The organism is Bacillus gaemokensis, assembly GCF_001590835.1.
In the GTDB taxonomy this organism is placed as follows: Bacteria; Bacillota; Bacilli; order Bacillales; family Bacillaceae_G; genus Bacillus_A; species Bacillus_A gaemokensis.
Window position 1 is genome coordinate 13249 of record NZ_LTAQ01000003.1, and the last position, 19070, is coordinate 32318.

Genomic DNA, 19070 nt, shown 5'->3' on the forward strand with positions numbered 1-19070 from the left:
TCCCGTTGGTCCCGTAACTCCGCTAGATCCCGGTTCTCCCGTTGGTCCCGTAACTCCGCTAGATCCCGGTTCTCCCGTTGGTCCCGTAACTCCGGTAGGACCAGATTGCCCCGACACTAACAATGCTATATCATCCACAATCACATTCGGACTTCCGATCTGACCTAACTTAAAAATAGACACAAGGGCTTGGGTGGCCGTAGGCGGTGCTAAAGAAGTAGTTAGGTACACTTCCACCCAATTATCTTCACTGTTATTCGGAAGATGATCTGATGGAATTATAATAGCCAAGCCATATCCTAAAAAATTTGCTGGAATAACTGCTCCTGCATAATAAGCGATTGTAATCGAAATAGGAGGGCTGGCCGCTTCTCCAACTTTCGCAATTGAAGAATTTTAAATGAGTTTGGATAGGATTAGGTAAAGATGATTCAGATATTGCATTCCGTAAAAAAGAATGTTATTTTAAAAATAGAATTATGAGAGGACTGATGGGTGAATAATGATTAACTAATCTATATTTTAATTTGAAATTAATAAATTCAAACTACAAAATATAGGGTTGGTCTATCCATTTTTATAAATCAGTTCATACTTTATTTATCATGATTCCAATGATTAATAAGGACTTATTCAGTATAAGTGAAAGACTAATCCTTCCAATTTATAAATTGGAAGGATTTTTTTATTCTCTTATAGAAGTCGATATTTATTAATCCGTAACTTTAACCTAACAAATAAAGGAGAGAGAAAAATGAGTAATTCAGACACTATTGTTACACATGTAATGCTCTATATAAGTCGTTAGTATCCATCAAACTTATATGGAGGAATTAAAAAACTGATGGATATTCCGACTTTATATGAAAAGTGTCGATATATAAAGGAGGAATTATTATGTCAATGATAAAAGTTCAAGACTTAACTTTTTCATATCCAGGTAGCTTTGATAATATTTTTGAAGGTGTAAACTTTCAAATAGATACGGATTGGAAACTAGGATTTATCGGTAGAAACGGACGAGGTAAAACGACATTCTTTAATTTATTATTAGGGAATTATGAGTATAGTGGGAAAATCACTTCTTCGGTAGAATTTAATTATTTCCCTTACCCAGTTTCAAATAAGAACAAGTTTACTCATGAAATCCTTGAAGAAATTTGTCCCCAAGCAGAAGATTGGGAATTTCTTCGTGAAATATCCTATTTAAATGTTGATGCCGAGGTCATGTACCGACCATTTAAAACATTATCAAATGGAGAACAAACAAAGGTGTTGCTTGCTGCACTGTTTTTGAATGAGGGTCAATTTCTATTAATTGATGAGCCAACAAATCATCTAGATACTGATGCACGAAAGATGGTCTCTGATTATCTAAGGAAGAAAAAAGGATTTATTTTAATTTCACATGACAGAATCTTTTTAGACGGATGCGTTGACCATATCTTATCTATAAATAGAGCAAACATTGAAGTTCAAAGTGGTAACTATTCTTCTTGGAAGTTAAATTTTGATAGACAGCAGGAACACGAAGAAGCTACAAATGAGCGTCTACAAAAAGACATAGGGAGATTAAAACAGTCTTCAAAGCGTTCAGCAGGTTGGTCTCATCAAGTGGAAGCCACTAAAAACGGGACAAGGAATTCTGGTTCTAAGTTGGACAAAGGTTTTGTAGGGCATAAAGCGGCCAAGATGATGAAGAGATCGAAGAATCTTGAATCAAGGAAACAAAAAGCTATTGAAGAAAAGTCAAAATTACTAAAAAATGTAGAGAAAACTGATTCGTTAAAATTAGAATCATTGAAATTCCAGTCAAATGAATTGGTTGTTTTGGCTGATGTGTCTGTTAAGTATGATGACCAAATAGTGAATGAGCCAATTAGCTTTATAGTTGAACAAGGTAACCGAATTGTACTTGATGGAAAGAATGGAAGTGGGAAAAGTAGTATCCTAAAACTAATTCTAGGACATCCGATACAGCATACAGGCTCAGTTAATTTAGGTTCAGGACTCATCATTTCCTATGTCCAACAAGATACTTCTCATTTGAAAGGGTCGTTATCAGACTTTATTGAAGAGCATGAGATTGATGAGACGTTATTTAAATCTATCCTACGTAAGATGGATTTTGACCGAATTCAATTTGAGAAAGATATATCTCATTATTCTGGTGGACAAAAGAAAAAGCTGCTTATCGCTAAAAGTTTATGTGAAAAAGCTCATTTATATATATGGGATGAACCATTAAATTTTATTGATATTTATTCGCGTATGCAGATTGAAGAGCTTATTCAACAATTTAATCCCACAATGGTTATTGTTGAGCATGATCAGGCATTTCAACAAACAGTTGCAACAAAAACTATATCTATGTAGTTCAAAGTGAATGATTGAAAAGATAATCAGTAAATCAAGTCATTAAACTATAAGGTGCTTTAATGGAGTAGTGAAAAAAAGCCTAATTCCTCTACAATAAATTGAGAAATTAGGCTTTTTAATGGGAAAATAGGAAATACGTTAACGGAATGCACTCATAAATGGGAATATGATATAAGACCATTAGGTTTTCCTACTAATAAAGAAGATGTTTAAGTTTGAATAACACAGGGTTAGTTGTGTAATATTACCAATTTTGAATATAAAATAAAGTTACTACTTGATTTATCTAGAGTTTGTTAGAATATTTTAAGAGCATGTTTTGATCAATCTTTTTCAAAACACGCTCTTTCTTTTTATTCTTTTATCAAGGTCATTTGCATTAATTTGAACAAACTTTATTCTAAAACAACATTAAACTTTTTTATAAAAAATTATTCACTAGCAACAAACAACCCAAGCATTTTGACCAAACTTTTTTCAAAATGTTTGGGTTTCTTCTGTTGAAAAATCAATTTTTGTAGCATGCTTTTGATCAAACTTTATTACAAACCAACATTCACCCTTACCTAGAAAGAATTGAAGCTTTTTGACAATCCCACTCTAAGCTCCTTCACCCTATAACAAACGTATATTCTTTGTTCGTTTTATACATAATAGATTATATTTTCAATATCTGATTATACATTCCATAATGTATAAAAGAAGAGGATACTATGTTTCATAATGAACATAGTATCCTCTTCTAATTATAGTCTATTAAACAATTTGGCTTCTTTTTTACTCTGCACCTTCTGCAGTTGCGATATCATTTTCAAGATTTTCTCTTGATAAATCAGCTGCCATGAAATCAGCCGTTTCTGGAAGTGCTAAATGTAGATGGGCTTTTTGACAAAGTTGAATGGTGCAGTTTTCAATGATGAAGTCAAAAACATGTCCGCCTCCGCTTCGCTCATCATCAATATAATGCAAATGGAAACCCGCTACTCCAATACCTTGTGCATAATCTGGTGTCCAAAATCCTGCCATCGTACCTTTTGTATCAGCGAAAGAGAAAATCGGTTGAGATTTCGTCACTTCTACAAGTGGTGTATACGGTTTTTCTTGCTGCGGAACAGTTCTTGTTCTGACTTCACGAAATGTTCCATCCATTCGGATACCATAAAATAGATTTTTACTTGGCATTAATTCATGTAATAATGCTTCCACTTCTTCTCGATTCATTGGATGATCAATTGTATAACTCATTTCTTTTTCAAAAAATGTTACGGTTGAAAATGGTGTCGTTTCTTCTGGCTCTACCATTTCTGCTGAACCATCGGAACGTAAGTGATAGAACTCTCCGTCAAAAGCAATCATTTCACCATCTAATTGATCAAACGTGCCAATGCCGAAATCACCATGTTTTTTCAATTGCTCAAAATTGATAATCCCATCATATATACCATCTAGTAAAGCTAGCATCGTCGATGTTTGATAGACTTCATTATTCATCTTCGTTTGTTTCATATTTCTTTCTAATAACTGTATGGTGCTCATATCTATTCCCCTCCTTTACTGTTAATTTAATTGATTTGGTAGTAATTTTTCACTTAGCTTAATATTGTCACGGTAATCAATGGGAACATCCACAATTACAGGACCTTCTGCTTTCAATGCTTCTTGTAATACACGTTCTAACTCTTCAGGCGCATTCACACGAAGACCCGTAGCTCCGAAACTTTCAGCAAATTTCACAATATCAACATCACCAAATTCGGTAGCTGATGTTCTACCATATTTCATCATTTGTTGGAAGGCAACCATATCATATGTACCATCTCTCCAAACAAGATGAACAATTGGTGAATTCAGGCGTACCGCTGTTTCTAATTCCATTGCTGAGAATAAGAAGCCACCGTCTCCAGAAACAGACACGACCTTTTTCCCGGGTTCAACTAATGTCGCTGCAATCGCCCATGGAAGTGCAACACCTAACGTTTGCATACCGTTACTAAATAATAAGCGACGTGGTTCATAAGAACGGAAACATCTTGCCATCCAAATATAATGTGAACCAATGTCACATGTAACAGTTGTTTCATCATCAATTAATGAACGAAGGGTACGAATAACTTGCAGTGGATGTGTAAGCCCTTGTGAATCACGAGCTGGTACCTCTGCTTGTTCTGATAATTTCGCACGTAATTGATCTAAGATAGCTTCTGATTTCGTTGACAAGGTAAGTCTTGGTAATTGCTCTGCAATGCTGTCTACAGTTAATGCAATATCACCAATTAATTCAGAGCTTGGTTGATAGTCATGATCGATATCTGCTTGATGATCGTCAAGATGAATAATCTCTCTGTCGCCTACTTTATTCCAAAACTTCGGATCGTACTCAATTGGATCATAACCAATAGATACAACAAGATCAGCTTCTTCTAATAAAATATCACCTGGTTGATTTCGGAATAATCCAACGCGTCCAAAGAAATGATCTTCTAATTCACGTGAGATTGCTCCAGCAGCTTGATATGTTTCTACAACTGGCAACTGTGTATCAGCAATAAGTTCGCGAACAGCTCTTGTCACTTCATTTGTGCTCGCTCTCATACCAAGTAAGATAACTGGTAATTTTGCCGATTTTATCTTTTCTACAACAGCCTCAATTTGATATATGGGAGCGATTCCAAGCTGTGGCTTAGATAACGCACCGATAGATGAAACTGCTGTTTCAGCCGTCATAACGTCTTGCGGAAGACTAACGAGTGTTGCTCCTGGATGTGTAGAAGTTGCACTGCGAAATGCATTTGTAAGTGCTTCTGGCACATTATCAGGATGTTCTACTTCTACGCTATACTTTGTGATTGGTTCGAATAGTGCAGCATTATCCATAGATTGATGTGTACGTTTCAATCGATCTGTACGTGGTACTGCACCCGCTAAAGCAACAACGGGATCACTCTCTGCATTAGCAGTAACAAGACCTGTCGCCAAATTTGATGTTCCTGGTCCTGAAGTCACAAGACATACACCTGGTTTTCCTGTCAATCTTCCGACAGCCGCTGCCATAAATGCTGCGTTTTGTTCGTGACGACAAACAATTAACTCCGGTCCTCTTTCTTGTAATACATCAAAGACAGAGTCGATCTTTGCACCTGGAATCCCGAAAACATGTGTAACTCCTTGCTGAATTAAACAATCAACAACAAGATCGGCTCCTTTTGTTTTTGTTTTCACGTTGTTTGCTTTTACTTCTGTACTCAAACTAATCATCCCTTTATGTCAAAATTGTGTACAATAAAGCTGGTTATTATGTAAATCACCTATATATTACACTTAGTTAATTAACGTGGTGTAATATATCTTGTTGATTATTATAGTATAAATGTATTACTTTTCCAACAATATGAATTTGACATTATTTCGACAATACTCATTGAAAACCTTTACATTTTTACTATTTCGAAATACCATTTAAATGTATACCCTTACATATTGCAATAACTATCGTAATAATCATAAAGATTGTCATAATAATCGAAACAATTATAAAAAGGAACCTTCCATAAGAAAGGTTCCCTTCTAAATTAACAACAGATGAAAAAGGTAAATGGAAATTTCTATAATTCCGACGTATAGAAATTTTATAGATTAGAGTAACTCAACTAGAGAAAACATTACTCTCTATCTTTTTTGGTTTATACTTATCAGTAGTAACAACAGATGTTGCTACTAAACTTATGAAAAAATTGTTTCCTTAAGTCAAACTAATTATTTCATACATAAAAATAGAAAAAGTTAAGATATCTAGTTTTTCATTATTTATAAATTGTTTAAGGGGAAAATTAAAAATAGTAAAAAACCTAGATATCTTACAAAAAACCGTACCAATTCTATCAGTATTCGTCACTAATAAAAAATAAAGATGTATCGAAACATTAACTAAATAACTTAATTTAAGGCGGTAAATTAACTATTCAGTTCTCGCGAGTTGTTGATATGTCTTTAATTCCATTATACTCCTAAGCTACACCTACTTCACCGAACACTCTTTTCGTTTAAGCGCAATATTTTTTCGTCAGCATGAATAATGGGTATTCAATTCTCAAAATTCCCCTATTACACACGATTTACAAATTCTGCAACAAAAACCAGAAGAGATTACTAGCTCGTTCCATTCATAATAAAAAAAAGACGTTTCCCTCATATTCGGGAAACGTCTTTCTCATTAAGCTTGTGCGTATGCACTATATAATTCTTCAAGTGGCTTCATAATAATTTTGTTAATATCGCCGATTACAACATTTAAGCGTTGCTCCGCTTCCATTAACTTTGTGATTTTTGAGTCTTGCTGAATAAGTGCTACAACTTCTTGTGCTTTTTGATTATCTTCTTCTGTAATTTCTTGGCCTTGCATCATTTTTTGTTGTAAGCCTAATTGCATCGTACGGAACTGATCAAATAATTGTTTTGAAGCTGCATCCCCTTGTACTTCTGCATAGCTTGCTTTTAACGCTTGAAAATCTGCATTTTCTGCGATTGTTTTTTGTAATTCATATGCAACATCATGAATGTTTTTTGTCATTTTATTTTTCCTCCTTTAACAGGCTAGCATGATAATCCATGCCGAACCTTGTAAGTACCTTTTTCATACGTACCTTCTTACCATATCAAACTATGCGAGAGATGTGAAGATATTTCACTTTATTTATAAAATGAATCGTTAGTCCGTACAAAATCCCCTGTCGGTGCAACTATTATAAAGCGTAACAAGACATACAATTCACATTAAAAAAAGTAATAATATCCCTTGAATAAGCCCGATAGTCCCACCTAATAACGCACCTAAATATGTAATCATCTTCAGTTCACTCTTTGTAATAGACAACACAAGATCTTCTAATCTCTCTGTCGAGAACGTCGATACTTCTTGCTCAACAATTTCTGCTAACCGAAGACGTTTCAGCATATTTTCTACGTTCCCTGCGCACCAATTTAAACTCTTTTGTACTAAATTTGGAATTACGTTTCGAACAACTTCTTCTCTTAGTGGCTCACATACCGTTTGAACAGATTGATCTAGAAATTTACCGACAGTTTCTTTCATATTCATTGTTGTTAACATCGATGTTACAATCGTTTCTTTGGATATAAACGACTCCAGTTCTTTTACGCCTCGTTCTTTTAATTTCTTCCACTCTTTTTGGAGAACATCCTCTAACAGTTGCTTCGTTCCATCTTGATGTAAAAACTTAATAACTTCCGGCTGCAAGCGATCCACCAGACTTACATTTCCTAAAAACATACCAACTAAATTTAACAAGGTACCACGAGAAGCAAAGAAATCATCAATCATTTTCGAAAGACGCTCTTTCCCTTCTTCACTTTCGAAAAAAGCGATTCCTTTTCTTATAATAAATAAAGCGATGTTCGGAATCATCTGCTCCACTTTTTCATGAACCGAATGAGGTAGAGCTTGTTCCCATGTATATGCATAATACTGCTTTAAAAATACATGAATCTTTTCTGCAATGATGCTTTCAATTTTCTGGACAGCCTGTTCTTCTACATTCTCCAGGTTCCATTTCTCTAAAACTTCCCGCAATGATTGTTCATTCATAAGAAGTTGCTCTACTTCCGCTTGTACCCAATTCATCAATTCTTCCTGAAACTCTTTGTTTGTTAGTTTCTTTCCTAATCCTTCTGGTGTTAATAAATGTTCAACAACCATTTTTCCTAATTGAACCGCAAGTTCATCTCGGCGCTTCGGAATCAAACCTGGTGTAAACGGTAATTGAAACTTTCCAATATAAACAGGACGATGAGGACGAAACAACATTTTTATTGCTAAATGGTTCGTATATCCACCAATTAGTGCCCCCAGCCCCGTTGTAGTTAACATATTCAGCCATACATTCATAACAATCAACCTTCCGTTTCTCCAAGTATACACACATCTTACCACCATCTATTACAAGTACACTACGCCACCCTGCTCTTCATTATTTTCCTTCTCATTTCTGCTATCCCTCACACACCTAGTAAAAAATAGCATATCACCATACGGACAACAGTATAATGATGTAGGAACATATTTGCAATATATATAACGAGGATACTCTGTCCACTTATCTTTTACTTTTCATATTCACGGATACAAAAACCTCATCACCTGTACGCATATTCTTAAAAGGAGTGATTTCGTTGGTTCTCGGACTCTTAACATCTCAGTTTCATCATGAACGAACTTATTACACCGAAATCGCCAAGCGAGCTCGTTTGTATTACAACGTTGTTGCCCAATTTACTCCATTTTGTATCGATGCGAAAACAGATCTCGTTACAGGACTTCTTTATGACACAGATACAGGAAGCTGGGTTGAACAAAAATTCCCTATTCCTTCATATATATACGAACGTTGTCACTTCAAACAGGATACGGCGTTTCAAGAAGCTAATTTCATTATTCATTCACTACGCAAACGCTCTTCATCCGTGTTTTTAAATAGCGAAATGATCAATTACGACGAACTGCTTACAATTCTACTCCCTAATAAAAAATTATCTCCTTACATACCTATAATAGAAAAAGGAACTATACAAATGATTCTAAAACTACTGCAAAAGGAAAAAGATATTATTCTAAAACCTGTCGATATGTATGCTGACAACAAAACATATCGAGTTATGTACAAAGATAAATCCTTTCACATAGAAACCATTTATACACAAAACCGCTCATCGCTCATATATAAGGACAAAAAAGAATTTTTATCCTGGTATAAAACATTCATTCACTTATCTCGCTATATCATTCATCCCATGCCATATCCTCCAGAGCAGTTAACATACCCGATTCATATACGCTGTCTCATGCAAAAAAACAAAGAAAAAAATTGGCGCGTAATCGGAAAATTTATTCAAACAAGCACATTCCCTTTTGAATTTTTACTTCCAGTTATAAAACACTCTACACTTCACCCATTCTCAAAAATAAACCATTTCCTATCACCTATTGGCGTTCTCTTATTACGAGATGCATTACATGATATCACAACAGAGGTGCCCAAAACGATTGAACAAATGCATCCTGCTCTTTTTGAATTAGAACTGTCTATCATAATGGACAAAAAAGGAGCAATTTGGCTTATGCACGCTGATACGAGACCATCTTATATGCCTTTTATTCAGTATGACCAAACGCTAGCCGAAGAGATTTTCCACGGGCCGTTACGTTTTAGCAGATTTATACCCTAATTAAGGGAGGAGGAATGAAATTGAAAGATCATATGTACACATTACAAATTTCAATTGATTATCCAAAATCATTAACACTACCCTATATATTTTCTAGCAATCCTCCTCTAGAATTCGTATCTTTTGGCACAAGGTCTATTACATGTAAAGATATTCAAATACATTATACGTATAATCATGAAATTATTATCGGTGAGCACATCGCAAAAAAACTTTTACTTCTTCCTTCAACTAACATACACGCGTTCATTCAAAATCGAACTCTTATATTCGGGCCATTGATTGGCATTTTCACAACCGGATTCATTAAATCTGCATCTGCACCAATTGGGAATCGATCAATTAGTTTCAGCGATTTACTCACCCCTCCATACGATTTACGTCCATTTATATTTTTATTTGGTGCACAACATATAAATTGGGATAAAGAAATAATTGAGGGTTATTTTTTTAAAGAAGGTAACTGGATACAATATAACGTTCCTTTTCCAAATGTTATTTATGACCGATTACCAAGTCGAAAATCCGAACTGCACAAACCTATTGCTAGAGTAAAAAAAAGGTTACAAACAAAGTATGCGATTCCATGGTTTAATCCAGGATTTTTTAACAAATGGGAAATACATCAGCACCTTATTAATGAAGAAACCGTATCTTCCCTACTACCTAAAACAGAAGCATTCCAGCACTTTGAACAAGTTGAGAGGTTCTTATCATCATACAAACACGTATACATAAAACCTATACACGGTAGTTTCGGACGAAACATTTGTCAAATTTTTTATTCTACAACAGAAAACCGTTATTATTGTCGTTATCGTGAAAAAGAAAAAAACAAATTACGAAAGTATCATTCTTTAGAAACGCTACTCAACCATGTTCTACAAGGGCATGATTTAAAACAATTTATTGTCCAGCAAGGCATCTCCTCATTCCGGTTAGATGGGCAACCAGTAGATTTCCGAGTTCATACCAATAAAGATCGCTTTGGAGCTTGGAAAGTGAGTGCTATTGTTGCAAAAATTGCTGGAACGGGCAGTATGACCACTCACATGAATAGCGGTGGGGACGTAAAGCTCCTTCAAGAAATTTTCTCTGACGCAACTGAACGGATTCGAATTACAAATAAATTAAAAAATGCTGCCTTACAACTAAGCCCTATTCTAGATCAACGTATAAACGGAAACATTGGAGAAATTGGCTTTGATATCGGTTTAGATAAAACAGAAAACATATGGTTATTTGAAGCGAATTCTAAACCAGGAAGAAGTGTATTTCAATATAAAAAATTAAAAGAACATAGCGAATTAACAAGACAGTTATTTTATGAATATGCCATTTATTTAACTGAACACTCTTTCCATCATCCAAAAAAAGAATTGTCCAATGAAAAAACTTCCACCACGTCATAAGGTGGAAGTTTTTTCGTTATACAAGTTTCACAATCATTTCAGTTTGTGTATCGCATCTACCACAATAGAAAAAGTGAGCACAATACTGCCGAGAATTATCAAATGTCAAACCATCTACCTGTATTAATAAGTCTTGATCCATGTACGCACTATAATCATCTATGTAATCCACAACTTTTCCATAATCTTGGAGTACACTCATACAAGTTTGACAAGAATATGTTTGAGCTTCCAATCCATTACAAAGTGGACATATCTCCATCTACATTCCTCCAAACATCATTCACTTCTTTTTCGACTGATAAAAGTTTCACTTTCCTCCGTATTAACAGGCTGTAAGACTCCCAGCTCAAAACGAAAAAGGTAAGGTGGATATAAACTCCCAATGATGGAAGCATCACTTTATATTTACCATTAGTGTGACCTTCTTTTTCAAAAATACAACGCTTGCTCATTTTCACTTCTCATACCTTTAATTTTTTACAAATTTTACAAATCATTAACCTGCATATCTTTCTAGGTAACATCCATACTATGAATACACTCACCACAAACGATGGATTAGCGCCAAACGGGGCGATAATCTGGTTCAAATCCAGCTAGTCCAACCAAAAAAATTTTCTATACTCTAAGGAGGATATATTCCTATGGCAAACCAAAATTCTTCAAATCAATTAGTAGTACCTGGTGCAACAGCTGCACTTGATCAAATGAAATTCGAAATCGCACAAGAATTTGGTGTACAATTAGGAGCAGATTCTACAGCTCGTGCAAACGGTTCTGTTGGTGGAGAAATTACAAAACGTTTAGTAGCAATGGCTGAACAAAGCCTTGGCGGATTCCAAAAATAAATATATATGGCAAAAAAGGTCTCAAGCATTCGCTTGAGACCTTTCTTTCTACCTTAGCATTTGCAGAAATCGCTTCGTTCGTTCTTCTTGCGGATTTGTAAATACATCTTCCGGTGTTCCTTGTTCCACAACGACACCGCCATCCATAAAGATAACACGGTTCGCAATTTGATGAGCAAAACGCATTTCATGCGTTACAATTACCATCGTCATTCCCTCTTTTGCAAGTTCCTTCATTACTTTTAGGACCTCTTGCACAAGTTCTGGATCTAACGCTGATGTTGGTTCATCAAATAATAGAACTTGTGGTTCCATCGCAAGCGCACGAGCAATCCCTACGCGTTGCTGTTGACCACCCGACAGCTGAAATGGATATAAATTCATCTTGTCACCAAGTCCAACTTTTTCAAGGAAATACGTTGCTTTTTTCTTCGCATCTTCTTTCCCCATCTTTTTCACTGTAACAAGCCCTTCCATTACATTTTGAATGGCTGTTAAATGCGGGAATAAATTATGATGTTGGAACACCATACCTGTTTGTGTACGAAGCTTTACAATATCACTCTTCGTTATTTTTTTAGAGAAATCCAGCTCTTTATCCCCAATGCGGACAATACCTGCATTCGGCATTTCTAATACATTTAGGCAACGTAACAATGTCGTTTTACCAGATCCAGATGGTCCGATAATTACAACGACCTCACCTTTTTCGACTGATGCATCTATATGTTTTAGTACGGCATTATCTCCGAAACTTTTTTGTAAATGTTGAATTGAAATCATAAAAACAAAAACTCCTTTTATGAAAGGATTATTATTTTAGAGTATAACGTTCTGAACGTTTTTCTAATATTTGTTGCACGATAGATAGTAAGAAACAAATCACCCAATAAATAAGACCTGCTTCAAAATAAACAATTAAAAACTCATAGTTCATTGCTGCAATTTCCTGTGCTTTTCGGAACATCTCTGTTACTAAAATTAACGATGCTAATGAAGTATCCTTCACTAAACTAATAAATGTATTCGAAAGCGGTGGAATTGATACACGTGTTGCTTGCGGTAAAATAATACGTTTTAGTGCTTGTGGATATGTCATTCCAATTGTATACGCTGCTTCCCATTGTCCTTTCGGAATCGATAAAATGGATGCGCGAATAATTTCAGATGCATATGCCCCAACATTTAATGAAAACCCAATAATAGCTGCTGTATATGGGTCAATCTCAATTTTAAGAGTTGGAAGCCCGTAGAAAATAATAAACAATTGTACAAGAAGTGGTGTTCCGCGAATAATAGATACATAGATACGAGCGATCCATTGCAGAAGGCGACTATTTGAAATACGAGCAAGCGCTGTAAGTGTCGCTAATATAAGACCAATTACAAATGTGATAAGCGTTAATGGAATCGTTGTGAACAGAGCACCCTCCAGCATAGGCATGAAAGATGCTTGCATAATATCTATCCATGTAGACAATCGGTCTGCAACGAGTGCACTACTTAGATACATTTTCACCGAACCATTTTTTCGTTATTTTGTCATACGTACCATCTTTTTTCATATCTTCTAACGCTTTATCTACTTCTTGTACAAGCTTATCGCTACCTTTACGGAATAAGAACCCACTTTGTGATGCTTCTTTTTCTGTTGCTGCAATTTTAATGTTTGCATCTTTTTTCGTTTCTAAATAGTTTAACACTGATAATTTGTCATTGATTGTAAAATCAACACGTCCTGTATTCAGTAGCTCTACTGCTTGGCTAAATCCTTCTACACCGATAATTTCTGCTCCGTTTTTCTTCGCAAGATCAGCATAGTTACTTGTTAAAGATTGCGCCGCTTTTAATCCTTTTACATCCGTAAATGAAGCTGGCTTATCTTTATCCTTTGCAACGACAAGTGCTGCTGAAGAAGAAATATATGGTTTAGAGAAATCATATTTCTTTTGACGATCTTCACGAATTCCGACTTCATTTGCAACCATATCAAATCGTTTTGCGTCAAGCCCTGCAAGCAAGCTGTCCCATTGTGTTTCTTTAAATACTGGTTTTACACCTAATCGTTTTGCAACTTCTTCTGTTAACTCAACATCAAATCCAGTTAATTTTCCACTTCCATCATGGAATGTAAACGGTGGGTATGTACCTTCTGTACCAACAACGATTTCACCGCTTTGCTTTATTTTTTGCAATGCGTCTTGACTAGCTGTATCTTTTTTCTCTCCGTTGCCACAGCCCGCTACAATACCAACTGCTAGTGTAGTTACTGCAAGCACTGAAAATAATTTTTTCATGATGTTAATCCTCCAAGTATTCTGATAGGAATTTAAGAACTATATTGATTGTATGCAATCTTGAACAATTTTTCAATGAAAATGTTCGCCATTAGTGTATCCTTTTTTTTCATAATCAAACAAAGTGGCAACATACAAAAAATAAGTAACATTTTTAAATATAGCATTTATAGAAGAAAAGGTAAAACAATACTTCTTTTATCTATATAAATGCAAATTGATAAAACCTTTCTTTTTTAGGTGGAAGAGAACTTCCGATCATGCGTAGATGCAGTCAGACACTTTTTAGCCCCATGCCGAGTGAAAACAAAAAAGAGCTTGCTACTTACGCAAGCTCTTTCACGAATCTAATACACAATACCCGACCATCGTACACAATAATAAAAAGAACGCAATGTTAAATGTCACCGATAATTCTTCCATCACTATTCCCCCTTTCCTCCAACATATCATATAGATAAAGAAAGGGGGCTATTTGTAAACATTACTTTAAATTTTTCTGAACATTTAATGAAATTTAAGCACTTTGACTTCCTTCTATTTGTGTTTTATACATTTCATAATAACGACCTTTTTTCTGCATCAATTCATCATGAGATCCCTTTTCAAGAATCGTGCCCCGGTCGAGTACAATAATTTGATCTGCGCTCTTAATTGTTGAAAGGCGATGCGCAATGATAAATGTTGTTCTTCCTTTTTTAACAACTTCTAATGCCCCTTGAATCATCGCTTCAGTCTCCGTATCAATACTTGAAGTTGCTTCATCTAAAATTAAAATTGCCGGATCAAATGCTAATGCGCGCGCAAATGAGATAAGTTGGCGCTCCCCTGTCGAGAGCGTACCCCCTTTTTCCGTAATTTCTTCTTCTATATTATTAGCAAATCGGTCAGCTCCTACATCATGTAACGCTTTTACAATCCGATCTTTTGAAATCTCAGGTTTTTCTAAACTTACATTCGATGCAACTGTCCCACTAAATAAAAATGGATCCTGAAGCACAATTCCCATATGTTCACGAAGCGCTTGTTTTGGTATCTGTTTTACATCATGCCCATCAATAGTGATCTTTCCTTTTTGAAACTCATAGAACTGGAAAAGCACATTCATAATTGAACTTTTCCCAGATCCAGTATGACCAACAAGGGCAATCGTCTCTCCTTTTTTCGCTTCAAAAGAAATATTTTTTAACACTTCATCTTTCCCGTTATAAGACAAGGAAACATTATCAAATCGAACATTCCCACTAAGACGTGGTATACGTTCTTCCTGTAATACTTCTCCCTTTTCATCTAACAGTTCAAATACACGCTCTGCTGCAACTCGCGCTTGTTCGAGATTCGCAAGTTGATTGACCATATTTGTAATCGGTGAAAAGAGTCTTGTTAAATAATCGACAAATGCATACAGTACCCCTAAAGAAAGGAGTCCTGCCGCACTTAATGAGGCGCCGCCAAAATACCAAATTACTCCTGTAAAAGCAATATTCCGCAAAACTCCTACTAAATTATGCGATGTTGCAGCATTTAAATGTAAAATCTTATTTTGATATTTAAAGTAGTCTCCATTTAACTCTTCAAATTCTTGCTTTGTTTCCCGCTCTTGACGGAACGCCTGAATAATTGGCATCCCCTGAATCGATTCATTTACGGTACCATTAATATCCGATAATCTAGAACGCATTTTATGATTGTATACAGAAGCATATTTTCTATATAAAATAGCCCAAACAATCAAAATCGGTACAATAAGTAAGCATAATAATGCTAGCTTTACATCAAGTAAAAATAGGGCAATAAATATTCCGATAATATAAATAATACTAGAAACAAATGTCGCTAAAACTGTTACATATAACTCCCGGATCGCCTCCGTATCATTCGTAACTCTTGACACAATTTTCCCTGCCGGCAAATGATCGAAATATCGAATGGGTAATGTTTGAATATGAGAAAAGACATCTTCACGCATAATTTGAATAATTTTATTAGACGCTTTCTGTAAGAAAAACTGCTTCCCATACGCAAACAAAGACACAACTACTAATAAAGCAAAATATCCTCCGCCAAGTAAAAGTAATCGTTTTATCTCTGGTTCATAAAACGCATATATTTCTTGCGTCGTTAACAGCTTCGCTTTATACACTTGCGTAGCTTTCCCACTTTGAATGGTAACCATATCCCCTTTTACAGAACGTATTCCCTCAAATGATAATTTATTTGGCACAAAATAATACTTGAAACCAACTTGAATAATTCGAACTTCTTTTCCTTTCTTCTCTCCCTTTTCAAAACGATCGCTTCGCTTATACCATAAGTCGTTATACAATACAGCATCGTCACCTTGCACCGTTTCATACCAAGGTTTCTCTATCCCAACTATATGATCATCAATCATTATTTTTGCCACGAATGGCCCTGCAAGCTCTGCAATCACGAAAATAAATAACATAGCAAGTGCCGCAAGGATAGTTCCCTTAACTTTCATCGCATATTGAAATAATCTTTTTGGGGTGCTCATATTTTCACCTCCCCTTCCACATTTTCTCCTTGTTGCCTTTCGAACTGCTCTCTATACCATCCTTCATTTTGAACAAGCCTTTCGTGTGTCCCTTCTTCAACAACTTCACCGTTATCCATAACAAGAATCCAATCTGCATGCTGCACTGCTGATAAGCGATGCGTTGTTATAATTGTTGTTTTCCCGCTTCTTTCCGTCCGTATATTCTCAATAATTGCCGCTTCTGTTCGAGCATCAACAGCCGATAAAGAATCATCTAAAATTAAAATTTCTGGATTTTGAATGACAGCTCGCGCAATTGAAATCCGTTGTTTTTGTCCACCGGATAGGGAAACACCCTTTTCACCAACAAGCGTTTCTAAGCCTTCCGGAAGAAATTCTAAATCCTTTTTGAACGCAGCAATTTCAATTGCTTTTTGAAGTTCTTCTTCACTTGCTTCTCTGTTTCCAAATAAAATATTTTCTCTTGCCGTTTTTGAAAATAGAATATGCTCTTGCGGTACATATCCAATCCAGCTTAGTACGTTTTCAGTTGGAATCTTATCAAGCGTAACATCAGAAACTGTAATATTCCCTTCTCCAAGTGGATATTGACGAAGAAGTTGGCGAACCAGTGTTGTTTTACCACTTCCTGTTTTCCCAACAATGCCAAGTGTTTCTCCTTGCTTTAATGAAAAAGAAACATCTTTTAAATTCAGCTCTGCTGATGCTGGATACGAAAAAGAAACGTTGTCAAAATCAATATATTCTGGCGCCTGCACAAACTTTGGTTTTTTCACATCTTTCACATCAGGCTCATAGGCTAAAGTTTCATTTACACGATCGAGTGAGGCATTCCCGCGCTGCATTACATTTATGAGTTCACCTATAGCAAACATCGGCCAAATCATCATCCCCAGATACACGTTAAAGGAAACGAGCTCTCCAAGTGTAACTTTTGATTGGAATACTAAAAAAGCCCCATACACTAGCCCAATTAAATAACTCAAACCAACAAGCATTTTAACTGTCGGTTGAAAAAGTGCATCGATTCTTGCTACTTTCATATTTTTCTCATATACATCTGTTCCCAGATGATGAAATCTTTGTTCATCCGCCTTCTCCTGCACATATGCACGGATAACACGAACACCCGCAATCGACTCAAGTACTTTATCATTCATATCTCCAAAAGCATCTTGGGCGATTGTAAACCTTTCATGTAGTTTCTTCCCATACCTATTCATGGCATATGCCATAACCGGCAAAGGTAGAAGTGCAGCAAATGTAAGTTGCCAACTAATTGAAAACCCCATCATGCAAACAATTGTTAGCATATATAAACTCGAATCAACCAATGTTAATATACCAAACCCAGCGGTCATAGAAATCGCTTTTAAATCATTTGTCGCCCTTGCCATTAAATCACCCGTGCGGTTTTTGTGATAAAAGGTCGGTGTCATCTTAAGTAAGTGGTCCATAAACTTCGAACGCATCTTTTTTTCAAGTACAAATGATCCGCCAAACAATTGATGCTGCCATACATAGGTAAGCACATAACCACCTATTGTTACTCCAACTAAAATCCAAATATATTGTATAATTACTTCTCCTGTTAAAGATCCTATTTTAATATGATCAATTGTTAACCCCAATATTTTAGGAGGAACTATTTCAATTACATTTACAATTAAGAGCACACCAATCGCTATACTATACCTCTTCCATTGTTCTTTAAAAAACCATGTTAACTTTTGTAATACTGAAAACAATATAACCGCTCCCTTCTCGTTCTTGTTTCATCCCAGGTTCCGTTACCCACTATCAAAATCCCCCTCTTTTTCATTTTGAAAATTGTACAAATTCACCATTTCTTCTCACCTTTCATATTTTTCTTTATCGAAACCATACAGAGCATGGAAACAATCAAAATAAAGACAAAAAAACGCATACCGCCGCTCGACGATATGCGAAAAACGCATAAAAAGCGTACGTTACGATATACGCAACGTACGCTTTTGATAAGACAGAAAAAATCCTATCTTTCCGTACGGGTTGCGTAATGATATGAATGTTTTCCGCCGTATACTACAGCTAAACCAATCACATTTACGATTCTAATCATTACGCACACCCCCTTCATTTATTTTCCATTTTTAATTTTACAACTTTATCAACTTTTCTGTCAATTGTTTTTTTCATTATTGCATAAAACACACTTTTATCACAAAAAATGAAAGAGATTCAATACAGTTTTAAAAACGCACAAATTTATTTCTTAATATAATATGGATTACCCTATATTTCACTTGTAATTAGGAAAAAACACTGTAAGAAAGGGCATACAAAATAAAATTTACAGGAGAAATCGTTTTCATAAACATTTTATTTGAAA

At 35.4% G+C, this 19070-nt stretch carries 14 protein-coding genes and 1 pseudogene; 4 read left to right on the forward strand and 11 right to left on the reverse strand.

Features of this window, described 5'->3' with window-relative positions; genetic code table 11:
* Positions 1-387 (reverse strand): annotated as a pseudogene (locus AZF08_RS31725) (NTTRR-F1 domain); the annotation flags it as partial.
* A gap of 510 nt (positions 388-897) precedes the next feature.
* Between AZF08_RS31725 and AZF08_RS06555 the strand changes: the two are divergent.
* Positions 898-2376 carry an Lsa family ABC-F type ribosomal protection protein gene (locus AZF08_RS06555; RefSeq protein ID WP_033674693.1) on the forward strand — a complete coding sequence of 493 codons (1479 nt, stop codon included), beginning with the start codon at positions 898-900 and terminating at the stop codon, positions 2374-2376.
* A gap of 780 nt (positions 2377-3156) precedes the next feature.
* Here AZF08_RS06555 and budA read toward each other — a convergent pair.
* The 4 genes from budA to AZF08_RS06575 all read right to left on the reverse strand — a co-directional run bounded on the left by budA (position 3157) and on the right by AZF08_RS06575 (position 8290).
* Positions 3157-3915, reverse strand: a complete 759-nt coding sequence (gene budA / locus AZF08_RS06560; protein ID WP_033674692.1) for an acetolactate decarboxylase — start codon at positions 3913-3915, stop codon at positions 3157-3159.
* Between the two features lie 21 nt (positions 3916-3936).
* Positions 3937-5625 carry an acetolactate synthase AlsS gene (gene alsS, locus AZF08_RS06565; protein WP_033674691.1) on the reverse strand — a complete coding sequence of 563 codons (1689 nt, stop codon included), beginning with the start codon at positions 5623-5625 and terminating at the stop codon, positions 3937-3939.
* A 964-nt stretch (positions 5626-6589) separates the two neighbouring features.
* Positions 6590-6946, reverse strand: a complete 357-nt coding sequence (locus AZF08_RS06570) for a YlbF/YmcA family competence regulator (protein WP_033674690.1) — start codon at positions 6944-6946, stop codon at positions 6590-6592.
* A gap of 198 nt (positions 6947-7144) precedes the next feature.
* Positions 7145-8290, reverse strand: coding sequence for a DUF445 domain-containing protein (locus tag AZF08_RS06575; protein WP_033674688.1), 1146 nt, complete (start codon positions 8288-8290; stop codon positions 7145-7147).
* Positions 8291-8565: 275 nt separating this feature from the next.
* Here AZF08_RS06575 and AZF08_RS06580 point away from each other — a divergent pair, with 275 nt between their 5' ends.
* Both AZF08_RS06580 and AZF08_RS06585 read left to right on the forward strand, forming a co-directional pair.
* Positions 8566-9618, forward strand: a complete 1053-nt coding sequence (locus AZF08_RS06580) for a YheC/YheD family protein (protein ID WP_033674687.1) — start codon at positions 8566-8568, stop codon at positions 9616-9618.
* A gap of 20 nt (positions 9619-9638) precedes the next feature.
* Positions 9639-11030, forward strand: coding sequence for a YheC/YheD family endospore coat-associated protein (locus AZF08_RS06585; protein WP_033674686.1), 1392 nt, complete (start codon positions 9639-9641; stop codon positions 11028-11030).
* Positions 11031-11046: 16 nt separating this feature from the next.
* Here AZF08_RS06585 and AZF08_RS06590 read toward each other — a convergent pair whose 3' ends face one another.
* On the reverse strand, positions 11047-11292 hold the full coding sequence (locus AZF08_RS06590; protein ID WP_033674685.1) for a hypothetical protein: 246 nt from the start codon (positions 11290-11292) through the stop codon (positions 11047-11049).
* A 385-nt stretch (positions 11293-11677) separates the two neighbouring features.
* On the opposite strand from AZF08_RS06590, the gene sasP reads away from it, so the two are divergent.
* Positions 11678-11881: a small acid-soluble spore protein, SasP family gene (sasP, locus tag AZF08_RS06600; protein WP_033674683.1), complete on the forward strand. Its 204-nt coding sequence runs from the start codon at positions 11678-11680 to the stop codon at positions 11879-11881.
* 48 nt (positions 11882-11929) lie between these two features.
* Here the strand turns inward: sasP and AZF08_RS06605 are convergent, their stop codons facing one another.
* From AZF08_RS06605 to AZF08_RS06625, 5 genes are all read right to left on the reverse strand, one after another.
* Positions 11930-12664: an amino acid ABC transporter ATP-binding protein gene (locus AZF08_RS06605; RefSeq protein WP_033674682.1), complete on the reverse strand. Its 735-nt coding sequence runs from the start codon at positions 12662-12664 to the stop codon at positions 11930-11932.
* Between the two features lie 31 nt (positions 12665-12695).
* On the reverse strand, positions 12696-13394 hold the full coding sequence (locus tag AZF08_RS06610) for an amino acid ABC transporter permease (RefSeq protein ID WP_033674681.1): 699 nt from the start codon (positions 13392-13394) through the stop codon (positions 12696-12698).
* Positions 13381-14178, reverse strand: a complete 798-nt coding sequence (locus AZF08_RS06615; RefSeq protein ID WP_033674680.1) for an amino acid ABC transporter substrate-binding protein — start codon at positions 14176-14178, stop codon at positions 13381-13383. Before AZF08_RS06615 ends, AZF08_RS06610 begins: the two co-directional genes overlap by 14 nt.
* Before the next feature lie 517 nt (positions 14179-14695).
* A complete protein-coding gene (locus tag AZF08_RS06620) occupies positions 14696-16696 on the reverse strand; it encodes an ABC transporter ATP-binding protein (protein WP_033674679.1) in 2001 nt (666 codons plus the stop codon).
* Positions 16693-18447, reverse strand: a complete 1755-nt coding sequence (locus AZF08_RS06625) for an ABC transporter ATP-binding protein (RefSeq protein WP_033674677.1) — start codon at positions 18445-18447, stop codon at positions 16693-16695. Before AZF08_RS06625 ends, AZF08_RS06620 begins: the two co-directional genes overlap by 4 nt.
* Between the last annotated feature and the right edge of the window lie 623 nt (positions 18448-19070).